The 13701-nt window shown below is 67.2% G+C and carries 13 protein-coding genes, 1 tRNA gene and 1 pseudogene; 6 read left to right on the forward strand and 9 right to left on the reverse strand.

Translation table 11 applies throughout. The annotated features are described in order from the left end of the window. Positions 1-15: 15 nt before the first annotated feature. Both FHX74_RS11085 and FHX74_RS11090 read right to left on the reverse strand, forming a co-directional pair. Positions 16-1350 (reverse strand): reverse transcriptase family protein, encoded by a 1335-nt coding sequence (locus FHX74_RS11085; RefSeq protein WP_182560164.1) that lies wholly within the window; start codon positions 1348-1350, stop codon positions 16-18. A gap of 385 nt (positions 1351-1735) precedes the next feature. Next, a complete protein-coding gene (locus tag FHX74_RS11090) occupies positions 1736-2365 on the reverse strand; it encodes a TetR/AcrR family transcriptional regulator (protein ID WP_182560165.1) in 630 nt (209 codons plus the stop codon). A gap of 89 nt (positions 2366-2454) precedes the next feature. Between FHX74_RS11090 and FHX74_RS11095 the strand changes: the two genes are divergently transcribed. Beyond that, positions 2455-3201, forward strand: a complete 747-nt coding sequence (locus tag FHX74_RS11095) for an SDR family NAD(P)-dependent oxidoreductase (protein ID WP_182560166.1) — start codon at positions 2455-2457, stop codon at positions 3199-3201. 14 nt (positions 3202-3215) lie between these two features. On the opposite strand, the gene FHX74_RS11100 is transcribed toward FHX74_RS11095, so the two are convergent. Continuing rightward, entirely contained in the window at positions 3216-3704 is a 489-nt protein-coding gene (locus FHX74_RS11100) for a RidA family protein (RefSeq protein ID WP_182560167.1), read from the reverse strand. Between the two features lie 47 nt (positions 3705-3751). Then, the gene (locus tag FHX74_RS11105) at positions 3752-4582 is read right to left on the reverse strand and encodes a DUF427 domain-containing protein (protein WP_220483763.1); all 831 of its coding nucleotides are present in this window, start codon (positions 4580-4582) and stop codon (positions 3752-3754) included. A 76-nt stretch (positions 4583-4658) separates the two neighbouring features. Here FHX74_RS11105 and FHX74_RS11110 point away from each other — a divergent pair, with 76 nt between their 5' ends. Then, complete coding sequence (locus tag FHX74_RS11110; protein WP_182560169.1) at positions 4659-5141, forward strand: hypothetical protein; 483 nt, start codon at positions 4659-4661, stop codon at positions 5139-5141. Between the two features lie 29 nt (positions 5142-5170). On the opposite strand, the gene FHX74_RS11115 is transcribed toward FHX74_RS11110, so the two are convergent. Further along, a complete protein-coding gene (locus FHX74_RS11115) occupies positions 5171-6100 on the reverse strand; it encodes an NADP-dependent oxidoreductase (protein ID WP_182560170.1) in 930 nt (309 codons plus the stop codon). Between the two features lie 188 nt (positions 6101-6288). Beyond that, a pseudogene (locus FHX74_RS11120) lies at positions 6289-6888 on the reverse strand (DsbA family oxidoreductase); the annotation flags it as partial. Between the two features lie 209 nt (positions 6889-7097). On the opposite strand from FHX74_RS11120, the gene FHX74_RS11125 reads away from it, so the two are divergent. Further along, the gene (locus FHX74_RS11125; protein WP_328823765.1) at positions 7098-7505 is read left to right on the forward strand and encodes a winged helix-turn-helix transcriptional regulator; all 408 of its coding nucleotides are present in this window, start codon (positions 7098-7100) and stop codon (positions 7503-7505) included. Between the two features lie 254 nt (positions 7506-7759). Continuing rightward, the gene (locus FHX74_RS11130) at positions 7760-8035 is read left to right on the forward strand and encodes a hypothetical protein (RefSeq protein WP_182560171.1); all 276 of its coding nucleotides are present in this window, start codon (positions 7760-7762) and stop codon (positions 8033-8035) included. Here FHX74_RS11130 and FHX74_RS11135 read toward each other — a convergent pair. Further along, the gene (locus tag FHX74_RS11135) at positions 8032-8481 is read right to left on the reverse strand and encodes a hypothetical protein (RefSeq protein ID WP_182560172.1); all 450 of its coding nucleotides are present in this window, start codon (positions 8479-8481) and stop codon (positions 8032-8034) included. The two genes, FHX74_RS11130 and FHX74_RS11135, sit on opposite strands and share 4 nt — an antisense overlap. Positions 8482-8655: 174 nt before the next feature. Here FHX74_RS11135 and FHX74_RS11140 point away from each other — a divergent pair, with 174 nt between their 5' ends. Continuing rightward, a complete protein-coding gene (locus FHX74_RS11140) occupies positions 8656-11565 on the forward strand; it encodes a hypothetical protein (protein WP_182560173.1) in 2910 nt (969 codons plus the stop codon). 68 nt (positions 11566-11633) lie between these two features. Further along, a complete protein-coding gene (locus FHX74_RS11145; protein ID WP_182560174.1) occupies positions 11634-12455 on the forward strand; it encodes a hypothetical protein in 822 nt (273 codons plus the stop codon). Between the two features lie 219 nt (positions 12456-12674). On the opposite strand, the gene FHX74_RS11150 is transcribed toward FHX74_RS11145, so the two are convergent. Then, positions 12675-12750 (reverse strand) — tRNA-Ala (locus FHX74_RS11150). Between the two features lie 94 nt (positions 12751-12844). Next, positions 12845-13645, reverse strand: coding sequence for a divisome protein SepX/GlpR (gene sepX, locus FHX74_RS11155; protein WP_456238307.1), 801 nt, complete (start codon positions 13643-13645; stop codon positions 12845-12847). Positions 13646-13701 lie beyond the last annotated feature (56 nt).

A 13701-nucleotide genomic window follows, 5' to 3' on the forward strand; every position in this document is an offset into this window, starting at 1 on the left:
CGGACGACAGCCTCCTCACCTCTCGGGCCAGACGATCGCCTCGTACTGCGCGCGCAGCCGCCGGCCCTGGACGGGGCTGACCGACTCCACCCAGGTGATTCGGCCGTGCAGGTGCTCGCGAAAGTGCGGGTGGCGCTCGCGGTTGGCCGCCTCCGGGCCGTGCCGGCGAGCGTCGTGGAGCACGGCCCGCAGCCGGTCCCGGTCCGAGCGGGCGATCCCGGGCCGCCGGTTGGTGACGATGCCGGTGACGGTCTGCCGCTCCCCGGTGCGCCGGACGCGGCTCTTGCCCGGGTGCACCACGAAGCCCTCCGCGACGATGATCGTGGACACCGTGGCCAGCAGCGCCGCCGGTCGCGCGACCGGACCGGAGAAGGTCAGGTCGTCGGCGTAGCGGCTGTAGACCAGACCGGCCGTCTCGGCGTACCGCTGGAGGCGGTGGTCGAGGCTGAAGCAGGCCAGGTTGGCCAGCGCCGGCGAGGTCGGTGACCCCTGCGGCAGGTGCCGGCTGCGGAGGGTCGCACGCAGCCGGTGGCGCTCGCTCGGGTCGCCACCCGCCGGCATCCCGCTCAGCACCCAGCCCGGGGTGGCGTGCGTCGACAGTCCGGTCAGGACCCGGACGACCGCTTCGGGGAGACCCATCGTCCGGTAGAGCCCGCCGACTCGGGCCGCGGTGATCGTGGAGAAGAACGACCGCAGGTCGAGCGCGACCACCGTCGGGGCGCCAACGTGCCGGGCCGCGTTGGTGATCGCGCTCCGCCCGCCGACGAAGCCGTGGGCCGCGGGGTGCACCGGCACCCAGGCCAGGATCCGGTCGAGGATCCGCCGCTGCACCGCCCGGAGCAGCGGTCCCGGCGCCTCGAGCAGCCGGGGCGCCGCGTGCGGACGGGACCGCCAGCGGTGCTCGAACGCCTGGTAGGGACCGGGCGGGCTGCGGCGCTGCAGCCTCGCCGTGTCCGCGAGCCAGTCGAGCTGGTCGAGCGGCACCTCGAGCAGCCTGGCCAGCGCGACGAGGTCCGGCAGGTCGGGCACCGGCCACCGCCGCCGTCCCATCCGGCCCGGTACCGGCGCCAGCACCCGGACGCGCAGCGGCTCGTGCTCCTGCCGCACGGCGTGGGCGATCTCGGTCAACGGCGTCGCCAGCAGCAGGAAGCGGGCGAGCTCGTCCGGCCGGTCGGTCGGTGGTTCGCGGTAGGCGGCGAGGACCGGCCCGACGACCCGTCCGGCCCACTCGCACGGACGGCCGAGGGTGCGGGTCACCGCCGCCTGCAGGGCGTCCGCAGTCCAGTCCTCGGCCGCGAGCAGGCCCCAGGCGATGCCCCGGGCCAGCCCGTCGTCGGGCGCGAGGGTCACGGGGACGCCCCGGGGACGGTGCGACTCCCGCCGGGTGCCGTCGTCGCCGTCACGGCGGGTGTGAACGGGCATCTGGTGCCGGATGTGGTGGTGACGCCCGGCGACCTGTCGTGCCTCCGCGGGTGCGCTGCTGCGCGAAGCGCAGGGCGACACCCGCCGGCCTGCGGCAAGGTGACACTGCGTGCGCCGGAGGGAACCTCGGGCGTCGACCGCCGGAGCGGGCGAGATCTCGCGGACGTCACCACCACCGAGCCATCGTCGCACCCTGCGTCCTCGGCCGAGCCGGACAGCAGGTTCGCCCAGCCACCTCGATCACGCGGCACCCCGCGCCGAGCGCGGAGGCCGCGCCGCTCGGCACGGCTGCCCGGGCCGGCGGCGGACGCGATCAGGTCCAGTCGCCGTCGGCGGTCCCCAGCCGCCCCCGGCCGAGCGGCGTCACCGGGACGGCGGCCAGGCTGGTGATGCCGATGTCGAGGAGGGTGGCGCGGGAGAGGCCGACCGCCCCGAGGGTCTCCATCCCCTCGATCAGCGCGCAGAAGAACGCGCCGAGCGAGTCGGCGTCCGCGCTCTCGTCGATCTCCCCGGCCTGCTGGGCCTCGGCGATGCAGGCGGCGTAATGCGTCCGCATGGTCTCGAAAGCGGCCGCCGCCGTCGAGGCGACGGCCGGATCCCGGCCGGCGAGCTCGACGGCCGCCTTGGTGAACAGCGACGGCGGCGCCTGCGCGGCACCGTGCTCGACGGCCACCGAGACCAGCTGGGCCCGGATCCGGGTGATCGGGCTCTGAGACCCGTGCCGGATCGCCTCCACCGCGTCCAGGGCCTCGGCGGTGTCGGCGAGGAAGGCGCGCATGAACAGCTCCTTCTTCCCGCCGAAGACGTTGTAGAGGCTCTGGCGCGCCAGGCCGGTGGCCTCGAGCAGGGTGTCCAGTGAGGTCCCGGCGAAGCCGGACTCGGCGAACGCCTCGCGGGCGCGGGCGACGACCTCGGCTTCATCGAACGAGCGTGGTCGCGGCATGGCGTCCTCCTGACGAGTTCTTGACTGATCGGTCTATTACGGGCTAGTTTGAGACCAGTCAGTCAACAATATGTCTGGAGGGACAGGACATGACAGGGGTGCTGGAAGGCAAGACGGCGCTGGTGACCGGCGGGACGTCGGGGATCGGCCTGGCCGTAGTGCGGACGCTCGTCGGCGAGGGCGCGCACGTGGTGCTGTCGGGCCGGCGACAGTCGGCCCTCGACGCGGTGGTCGCCGAGCTGGGAGACGGCGTGACCGCGGTCCGGGCGGACGCCTCGGACCCCGCCGGGGTGGCGACGTTGTTCGAGGCGGTCGCCGCGCGCGGCTCCGGGCTCGACGCGGTGCACGCCAACGCCGGCGTCGGTGAGTTCGGTGCCCTGACCGAGGTGACTCCGGAGGACATCGACCGCACCTTCGGGACCAACGTCCGCGGCACCGCGCTGACGGTCCGCGGCGCGCTGCCGCACCTCAACCAGGGCGCGGCGATCGTCGTCACCGGCTCGACGTCGGCCCGGGGCACCGAGCAGGGCTTCGGCGTCTACGGCGCGTCGAAGGCGGCGCTGACCGTGATGACCCGCACCTGGGCTCTCGAGCTGGCGCCCCGCGGCGTCCGGATCAACACCGTGGTGCCCGGGCCGACCGAGACCCCCGGGCTCAAGGGGCTCGCCCCTCAAGACCCGGACGCGCTGTTGACCCAGATCGCGGCCGGGATGCCGCTCGGCCGCCTGCTCCGGCCCGAGGAGGTCGCCGCCGCGGTGCTGTTCCTGGTCTCGCCCGCGAGCTCGGGCATGACCGGCAGCGAGCTGCTCGTCGACGGCGGCAGCACCCTCGGCTGAGGGGCCGCCCGGCGCTAGGCGTCGGTGGCGAGCTGCAGGTCGGCGGCCACGACGACCGGCAGATCGAGCGGGAGTGCGGCGACGCCGATGGCCGTCCGGGCGTGGGCACCCACCTGCTCGCCGAAGACGTCGAGGACGACCTCGGAGAACCCGTTGACCACCGCCGTCGTGGCCGGGTAACCGGGCTGGGCGTTGACGAAGCCGCTGACGCTCAGCCAGGCCTCGATGCGGTCGAGATCGCCGATCGCCTGACGCACGCTCGCCAGCACCGACAGGGCGGCGACGCGCGCCGACTGCTGCGCCTGTTCGAGCGAGACCACGTCCGGCACCCGGCCGAACGGCCCCATCGGTGAGCCGTCGGACTGCTGGGCGCCGTGCCCGGAGACCAGCACCCGGGTCCCGACGACGCGCACCCAGCTGAACCAGACGCGCACGTTCGGCGGCATGACCGGACAGGCGGGCAGCTGGAGTCCCAGCTCGCGCAGTCGTTCCTCGACGGTCATCAGCACCCTCCTGGGGGGGCTCGTGTCCCGGGTCTCAGGACCGGGGGTCAGGTCGCAGCATGGCGCATCCGGTGGCCGTCGTCGTCCGGATCGCGGCCTTCGGGGTCGTCGGCCCTAGGCCGTTGCTCCCGCGTGCTGAACGGCGAGGTCGGTCGGTCGAGCCGCACCCCGTCCACGGTGATGTCGATCAGCTCGTTGTAGAAGGCGATCCGGCCCGCGATGGCCTGGACGGCCGGGTAGGGCTCGGCGTAGGACCAGGCGATGTCGCTGAGGTCCGGGCGGTCGCGGAGGCTCCAGTAGCGATCCGCGACCCCCTTGTACGGGCAGTGGCTCCGGGTGTCGCTGGCGACCAGCAGCCCGGGCCTCAGATCTGCTTCCGGGAGGTAGAAGCGGGTCGGCAGCGAGGTCTCGAGGAGCAGGACGGGTGCGTGGCTCTCGGCCAGGACCTCGCCGTCCACCGAGACGACGACGTGCCGGCTGCTGGCCAGTGCCTCGACGCGCTTGTGCGGATCGCGCGGGTGACCGGCGACGACCTCGTCCTCCTCGCGCCAGTCGATCGACGCCGGCCGCCACGTCAGCACGATCCGGTCGCCGAGCGCCGGGTCGTCACGCCGCCAGGCCGCCCGCGGCACCCGCCGGTCGCCGATGACGAGGTCGAAGACCTCCGAGACCGGCCCGTGGGGCTCGAAGAAGTCGAACCCGGCCGGCGCCGGCGTAGAGGTGGGGACCAGGAGGTCGAGGCGGACGTCCGCGCGGTCGACGGCGTAGTTCGGCACCGGGAAGGTCTCTTCCCAGAACAGCAGCGGTGTGCGGGTGTCGACCACGACGGTGTCCCCGACGCTGCCCCGGACCCACTTGTCGATCGGTTCGGTCTCCACGATCCGAGCGTGGCACTGTCGGCCGTGGCTGTCGATCATCGGCTGCGCGGCGGTGCCGCGGTGCCAGACTGCGCAGATGGGCGACCCGAGCGACGACCTGTTCGAGGCGGAGATCCGCGGCCACCACAGCATGCGTGATCACCTGCTCGATCTGCTGACCGACGCCGAGCTGTCGTTCGCGCTGCCGGGACGCAACCCGACCCTGGCCGGGCTGCTCGTCGAGCTGGGCCACCTGCAGGGCGTCTACAGCCACTCCTTCGCCACCTTCGACCTCGACTGGGACCACGTCGAGGTCGAGCCGCCGGACCGCTCGACCGTCGCGGCCTTCCGGACCTGGTTCGGTGTGCAGGACGCGGCGATGAAGGCGGCCCTGGAGCGACTGAGCGACGCCGACCTGCGGGCCGAGCGGATCGACCGGGGCGACGGGTTCGTGGCCTCGCCGTTCGTCCAGCACCAGATCTACCGCGAGGCCGTCTACATCTTCTACGGCAAGGCGAGCGTCTACCTCCGGGCCCTCGAGATCGACGCCGGGCCGAGCTGGGCCGCCTGGATCGGCTGACCCGTCCGGCGCACCGGAACCGCACTGCTTCAGGGGACGACGATGATCTTGCCCCGGACGCTGCGGCTCTCGATCGCGGCGAAGGCCGCCGCAGCCTCCTCCAACGGAAAGGTGCAACCGACGCGCGGGGTGATGGCGCCGTCGGCGAGGTAGCCGGTGAGCTCGGCCAGGACGCCGTCGGACTGCGCACCCTGACGGATGACCGTCAGGCCGAGGGAGTCCGCCTTCGCCTGGTCGATCTCACCGATGACGGTGACGAGGGTGCCACCGCGCTTGAGGATGCCGTACGACTTCTCCAGCGACGCGCCACCGACGGCGTCCAGGACGGCGTCGACGTCGCGGAGGTGCTCGGCGAAGTCGGTGGAGGTGTAGTCGAAGACCGCGTCCGCACCGAGCTCGCGGACGAGATCGAGGCCGTCTCCGCTGGCCGTGGTGACCACGTGCGCCCCGCGGAGCTTGGCCAGCTGGACGGCCGCGGATCCGACCGCGCCGGAGCCGCCGCTGATGAAGACCTTCTGACCGGGTCGCAACTTCAGGCTGTGGTCGATGGCCTCGACCGCGGTGGTCCCGGCGACCGGCATCGAGGCGGCGTCGGTGAAGCTCAGGTCGCCGGGGATCCGGGCGAGGTTCCCGGACGGGACGAGGGCCCGTTCGGCGAACGCGCCGCTGCCGCCGAGCAGGGTGTAGGCGTTGCCGTAGACGCGGTCGCCGACGGCGAAACCGGTCACGTCCGGACCGACCGCGGCGACCACGCCGGCCACGTCACCCCCGAGGGTGGCCGGAAAGTGCAGCGGCATGAGCGCCTGGGCGTAGCCGGCGCGGAGGGTCGCGTCGAGCGGGTTCAAGGCGGCGGCCTCGACGTCGATCAGGACCTGGTCGCCGGTGGGAGCGGCCAGCAAGACGTCGGTGACGCTCAGGACGCTGTTGTCGCCGTACTCGGTGATCTGCAGTGCACGCATGGATGAGCTTCCTTCTCTGGGGTCGGTCGTGAGGTCGGTCGTGAGGTCGGTCGTGAGGTCGGGAGTGATTGAGAGCGGCGGGTCACCGGTGCCGTCGAGGCCGCAGCTGGTCCCGAGCTCGGTGAGCTCGAGAACCCTCGACAGGTCGAGCTCCAGGGCCGGCCGCCGGCCGCTCGGTGCGGGAGTGCTCACGCCGAGACCCCTGCAGCGGCGCGGGCGAGGACGTCGGCATACACCTCGACGCTCTGCGCCCCGGCAACGGCCAGCCGGCCCCCGAGGACGGCGAACGGGACACCGGTGACGCCGAGTTCCCGGGCCTGCGCCTCGTCGGCGTGGACGTCGTCGGCGTACGCGTGGCCCGCGAGCACCCGCCGGGTGTCGCCCTCCGGGATGCCGTGACGCGCCGCCGCGGCCACCACCTGCTCGGGGTCGACGGGGTTGCTGCGCCCGGCGAAGTACTCGGCCTGCAGGTCGGTGAAGAAGGCGGTGCCGACCTCTCGCTCGTTCGCGAGCTGGAGGACCCGGTGCACGGCGAAGGTGTTGCCGACGGGACGGTCGACGACGAAGGGAAGGCCCTCGGCGGCGGCCTGGCGGGCCATCGCCTCCTCCCTCAGCCGTGCTTGCTCAGGACCGACACCGTGGGCGCGGGTGGCGACCTGCAGCAGCGGCTCGGTGGTGCCGGTGGGCCACTCCGGGTGCAGCTCGAAGGAGTGCAGGACGATCTGCGCGGCCACGCCGCTGGTCTCGATCGCCCGGACGAGTCGGTGCTCGCCGAGATAGCACCAGGGGCAGGTGAGGTCGGTTCAGACGTCGACCCGGACCCGTGTGCTGGAGGTGACTGAAGGATCTAGGGCTGAAGACATCTGGACCTACCATCAAGGCGCAACCGCACGCTTTGTGCGTAATGCGATGATGAGCCCCTCGGAGGAGGCTTACAAAAGGCACATCGGTGTTCGCAGCAGTGGGCACACCGGTGTGCGTGGACGGAGGGTCGGACGTGACGTCAGCAGCGGGAGTGCACCCGTCGCCGGTCCGCGAGGCGGGGGTCTGTTCGGGGTGGCCCAAGGAGAGCGGCTTCATCCGCGAGGTCCTCGACCGGATCGGCGACAAGTGGACCATCTTGATCATCGGCACCCTGCGCGACGGACCCCTGCGCTACACCGAGCTGCACAGCGTGGTGCCGGGCATCTCCCAGCGCATGCTGACCCTCACCCTGCAGCAACTGGCCCGCGACGGCCTCGTCACCCGCACCGCCCACCCGGAGGTCCCGCCCCGCGTGGAGTACGCCCTCACGCCGCTGGGCCGGAGCCTTCTCGACGTGGTGATGGCGCTCTCGGCCTGGGCCGTCACCCACTACGAGACGGTGGCCGCCAATCGACGAGCCGCGGACGAGGCGACCCGCTGAACAGCCCGGCGAGCCATGCGCCGTGCGTGCCACCACGGAGATGATCGCGACCGGCGGAACCGGGAATCGACGTGAGAGCCGCGATAGGAGATGTCGAGCGAAGTGTGGTCCTAACAGGGGCAAGCTCGAAATTTCTGCTCAAGCTTCGTTCCCTCTGCTCCCCTGCTACGGCCGTCCGCGACGAGTCCGATCCGGCGCCTGAGCCGCCCCGTCAGCATCAGCTGCAGCGCCGCCTGACCGACGACGAGACCGCGGTGCTGGCGGCGGAGTACCAGGCCGGCATCAGCATGAGTGAGCTCGCGCAGCGCTGGCGGATGCACCGGACCACAGTGGCGGCGCAGCTGCGCCGGGCCGGCGTCGAGCTCCGCCGCCAGGGCGTCCCGGACGGCCAGCTTGCTGAGGCTGCCCAGCTCTACCTGGACGGCTGGTCTTGCCACCGGCTCGGCGAGCGCTACGGCTGTGACGCCGAAGCCGTCCGACGGAAGCTCGTCCGGTACGGCGTCCCGATGCGGAAGCCGTGGGAACGCTAGTCCATTCCGGCAGCGGCCCGCTCGTCGTCGAGTCGACGCTGCTCTTGGTCGAGCAGCGCCCGCATGGCCGGCAACAACTGCCTTGGGTCTGGATCCGGTCGGAGCCGCGGGTGCACCGTGATTCGAAACGTCGAGCTCGGAACCCGACGACGGCCGGAAGTCGCAAGTGGTTGGGCCGAGTTGGCGGGCCGTTGTTCTGCCTTGGCCTGGTGCAGCGACTGCAAGGCGCGACCGGCGCGCTGCGGCAACGATGGGTGTACGCGCGAGACGACCTGCCGGTGAACGATGGCTTCCTGGTCGGACAGATCGTGGCTGGGACGGTAGAAGTCGTGGAGGCTGCGCTGGTCTTTCGACGACAGGCAGGAGAAGAAATTAGGTTTGGCGAGCCAGGCATCTATAACCAACAGGCGGTCTTGCAGGTAGCGTTGGTTGGTGAGTCGGGGCATTGGCTATAACGATACCCCCCCCCCCCCCGATTTTGCAACCAACTTTAAGCGATGTACAACCGGTGAAATACTTCAAAATCGCCAGCGCGAGCACTTTCATGCCCTCCTTAAAAGCTGTAAAATAACAAAACATCAACCGCAACTTCAGACCAGCTCGCTGATTACGAGGCGCTCATGAAACCCGGCTATGCCAACCGTTCTCAACTCAAAGCCTGGGCAGACTCAGTCCAGGCCCAAACTCAACTACCTCGTCTGATTCGTCGATTGATTCTCGAGACCGGAGCAGGCATTCTTCGTCTTGGCATGTCGGCGGACGAAGGCGTCTCGGTTGGTGGATGGGATGGGACCGTCTATGCGCAGGCCGCCTCACCTTGGGTGCCAGCCGGATTGTCAGTGTGGGAATTGTCCGTGAACAAGAGCCCCGGGACCAAGGCAACAGATGATTACTTGAAGCGTCAGGATACGCCCGACGGGAGCCCAACAGCCGAGGCTACTTACATCGAAGCAATCATGAGGACCTGGGCTTCGAGAGATCAGTGGGCGATGGATCGCCAAGCCGATGGAAGGTGGAAGGAGGTGCGGGCGTATGGATTGGACGACATCGCGACATGGCTGGAGTCTGCACCACTCACCTGGGCCTGGTTTTCCGAAGAGCTCGGACTGAGACCAGACGGGCTTAGGACAGGATCATCATTCTGGGCGGCTTGGTCAGGGGCCACGGAGCCCGCCCTTTCTCCAGGCGTCGTGCTTGCTGGTAGGGGCGAACAAGTACATAAAATCCGTGAAGTCGTACAGAGTCGATCCGTGACGACAGTGTCTGGATCGTCCGTCGAAGAGATTTGTGCCTTCATCGCAGCATTTGCTGTGAAGTGCGATGATGAGGGGGACGACGGTGTGCTGTCACGTCTTGTATTTGTCGAGGATCCCACCACCTGGCGGGGACTGTTGCGGGCTCCCCACCCAGAAATACTCGTACCCCTCGATCCATCGTTTGCGGACGATGTTGGCTCAGGGAATATACATGCCGTACTTGTCCCTACCGACGGTCAGGGTGGGGACATTAGCTTAGGACCCGTCGATAGCCAAGCCGTTGCCGAATCGTTGAGAACGTCCGGCGTCTCCGACCTCCGAAGGTCGGAACAACTGGGCAAGCTAGCTCGACGAAGTCTCAGCGCATTTCGTCGCCGCATCGCATCCAAGCCAGCACTTCATCAACCACGCTGGGCAAAGGGCGCGGTTCACCGGGATGTGAAAGGGTTTCTCTTAGCCGGCCGCTGGAACGACGCAAGCGATGGAGACCGCAGCCAACTTAAATTCCTAACAGGGCTATCGGACGACGGACTTCATAATCGCGTTTCAGATCTCGCTCTAGCGGACGACCCATTCATCACGGGACTAGGGTCAACTTGGTCACTCGTGTCACCGGTCGACGCCTGGTTGCTCTTGAAATCTTCGCTGCAAGAGGAGGACTTTAAGAGATTCGAGACCGTCGCAGTGACGGTCCTGGGTGAAGGAGATCCTACACTCGACATTGATCCGGGCGAACGTTGGTGGCGCACGTCGATATCAGGAACAGGTAAGAAGTACTCGCCGCAGTTAACGCGTGGCCTAGCTCGGAGCCTTGCGCTGCTCGGCACGCTCGGTAACGACGACGTTGGAACCGTTCATTCGGGTGCCGACTGGGCATCGAGCATTGTGAGGACACTGCTTGCCGCAGCCAACTCCGACGAGAGCGGCAGAGGCTGGGCATCGATTGCCGGGCAACTGCCGCTCCTTGCTGAAGCAGCACCAGGAGCCTTCCTTGATGCTGTGGAGGAGGCTCTCATCGGCAACGCAGTTGTAGCGCGAGCCTTCTTCTCTGATGGTCCAGATAGTCACCCCCTAACCACGAGTTCAATGCATACGCATGTGCTGTGGGGACTTGAGACGACTGCATGGTCAAGTGAGTACTTCAGTCAATCGGTCGACTTGCTCTGTAAGCTCGATTTGGTCGACCCTGGAGGTCAACAGGCCAACCGGCCGGCCAACTCTCTTCTCAACATCTTGCGACCCTGGCATCCCGACACGGCCGCTTCGCCCGGAAGCCGCTTGATGGTGTTCGACAACATCCGCAAGAACTACCCTGATCGCGCTTGGAAGCTTGGATTGGCACTTCTGCCAGAAGCTCACGGCAGTGTCCACTTCCCGACACGCAGCCCTGAGTACCGGGAGTGGAAGCCCGACAAGACATCAGTACCGGCTGCCGAGTACTGGGGGTTCATCGCCGAGGTACTTAATCGTTGTATACAGGATGCGGGAAACGACTGGGATCGTTGGGCTGAAATCTTTGATCGATATGCGAATCTCGCACCGAGTGATCGAGAGAAGATTCGAGCTAGCTTCCAAGGACAGATTCCAAATCTCACCTCGGGGTCCGATCGGGCAAAGCTATGGAGTCATGTCCGAAAAGTGATTGCTGATCACCGCGAGTTCCCGGAAGCTGCTTGGTCACTTCCCGAAGAGGAGATTGTCAAACTTGACGACCTGATAGAAAAGCTGGCGCCCCCAGAGCCCCACGCACAACACGAGTGGCTCTTCCAAGACTGGTCTCCACATTTGGAAGGGGCTCGCATTCTGGATAACTATGACACATACGAAGCATTACTGGAACAGAAACGTGAAGAAGCGATTGCTTCAATTGTTGATTCAGAGGGCCTGACCCAGATATCACAACTAGTTTCAAACGTCCGAGTACCTGAGGCTGTTGGGTGGTCCCTCGGTGGGGCGCGCCCAATCTTCGATGATGAGCTCCTGGAGAGCCTCAAGCTCAGTGCATCGGCAGCTGAGCGTCAACTTGCCGAGCGCTACTTTGCTCGACGCTTCGTGGATGAAGGTTGGGATTGGCTTGAAGGCCTGCTGACGAAGCGCCCTGAATTGTCAGCATACCAACGAGCATTGCTTCTGCTACTCAGTCGGGACTTTCCCAGGTCCGCCGACACTGCGGAACAAGACGCGGAGGTAGCAAAAGTCTTCTGGTCCCACTTCTCGCCCCCTACGGCTTGGGGAATAACTTTGTTTTCATTGAACGTGCCGCGACTGGGTTGATAGCTAATAGCCGTAATGCAGCTGCTGCGAAGTTGCTTGAAGTCTACTTGACGAGAAGCGATTTCGAGGTGTCGACGGCACAACTTTTTCTCCTCATGAACGTGCTCGAAAGGCTGGCCACCGATACGGCCGACCCTGAGTTGGACGCTCTACGCCAGTATGATTATGAGTCTTTGTTTGAAGTCCTCGAGACTCATCGATCCAGCCTTGATGCAACCCGCCTGGGTCGTCTCGAGTGGCAGTTCCTGCCTGCGCTCGGGTACAGCCCAAGTGTGCCTGTACTTTTTGAGGAACTGGCGAAGGATCCGAAGTTTTTTGTTGAGGTCATCTCGACGGTCTACCGACGGCACGACGGCGAAGAGGACGCGGAAAATATGCAGGAGCCAGCCAATCGCGAGACCATGGCAATGAACGGGTATCGGTTACTCGAAGCGTGGGATGTCCCGCCCGGGTTTGACGGAAATGCTATGGACGCGAAAGCCCTAGCCACGTGGCTCGAGGAGGCAACGCCGCTGCTGCACGAACGAGATCGCTATCGCAGCGGCTTACATCAGTTTGGACAAGTCCTCGCCTCATCGCCTGCTGATCCAGATGGAACTTGGCCGGGGACGGCCGTAAGAGAGGTCATTGAAGCAGCCGAGACTGATGCCATTGCCTCAGGATTGTTTCTCGCAATCGTGAACGGCCGGGGCGTTACAACGCGAGCCCTCGGAGAAGGCGGCGAGCAAGAACGTAAGCTGGTTGAAAAGTATAGCGACTTGGCACAAAAGTTGCAGGACGGGTCACCGAAAACAGCGAGAATCCTTCGCAAGGTGGCTAAATCATACCAATCGGATGCTCGCAGAGAAGACCTCGAAGCAGAGAGCTTCCTGAGCGGGATGGACGACTAGTCACTTCTCGCCAATACATGAAGCAGTATCGGTACATGCCACCCTTGTCAGCGTTCGGCCGGAAACCATGTACCGATGACCATCCGGGGACAAAGCTCGAAATTCTGTAACAGGGGTCGCGCACAGACTTCGAGCGCCGACAGTGTCGATGCTGATGTACCGACGAACGCAAAAACCGCCCCTGTAACAGGGGCGGTTTTCACACATATGTTCTAATGCTGGTGGAGCTAAGGGGATTCGAACCCCTGACCTTCTCGTTGCGAACGAGACGCGCTACCAACTGCGCCATAGCCCCGGATGGGTCGCCGTCCGGCCTTGACGGCCGGAGTGCGGCGACCAGAGTAGCACCGACCCGCCCCTGCCTCCGAGTCGAGCGCCGGAGGCTGCGGCTACTCGCCGACCGCCCGGCCGAGGTCCTGCTCGTCGGCGGTCCGCGGCGCCTCGGCGACCGTCGGAACGGTCGGCCGGACCAGGCCGACCGCGGGGCCGTCGGCGGTGACCGGGAGCCCGAGCCGGCCCGACGACGTGACGTCGGGAGCACTCAGGTCGATGGTGCGGACAGTCCGCGGAGCTAGCGGCTTCGAGACGTAGGTCGGCATGGTGATCGGCAGCGGGTCCCACAGCCCCACGGTGTTGGCCGACGCCGGGCTGGCCGCGGCGACGACCGCGGGCTGGGTCTGCGGCTTGAGCTTCAGGTCGGTCCGGCGCAGGAAGACGGTCTTCTCGTCGTTGCCGTGGCAGATCCGCGCGAACCGTGCGTCGAGGTTGCGGCGCATCGCGCGGACGCTGAACCGCGAGACCACCACGAAGGCCACCAGCAGGCCGCCCGGCACCGCGAGCCAGGCCCAGTCGATGAAGCGGCCGGCGCAGGCGCCGAGCACCAGCGTGACCACCGCCATCAAGATCAACAGCACCCGTCGCCGCCGGCCCGCGGCCACCAGCTCCATCCGGCGGAGCTCGCGGATCGCCGCCCGGCGCGTCATCGGGGTCGAGATCTCCACCGCGACCATCGGCGTCAGATCCTGATCAAGGACCGGCGCGGTGCCGGACCGGACGATCCGCACCGAGTCGGAGAAGCGCTCGCGCGGATCGGTCTCCGCCCGCGACTCGTGATCACGGCGACGGAGGTAGGTGGGGATCAGGAAGGCGAGCCAGGCCACGGCGATGGCAGCGTAGATCAGGCCGGTCATGCTCACACGACGAACTTAGGTGCTGCGCCCCGCTCCCCCGGTGACGCTGGCGGGTG

The sequence above is a fragment of the Microlunatus kandeliicorticis genome (assembly GCF_014137855.1).
Taxonomy (GTDB): domain Bacteria; phylum Actinomycetota; class Actinomycetes; order Propionibacteriales; family Propionibacteriaceae; genus Microlunatus; species Microlunatus kandeliicorticis.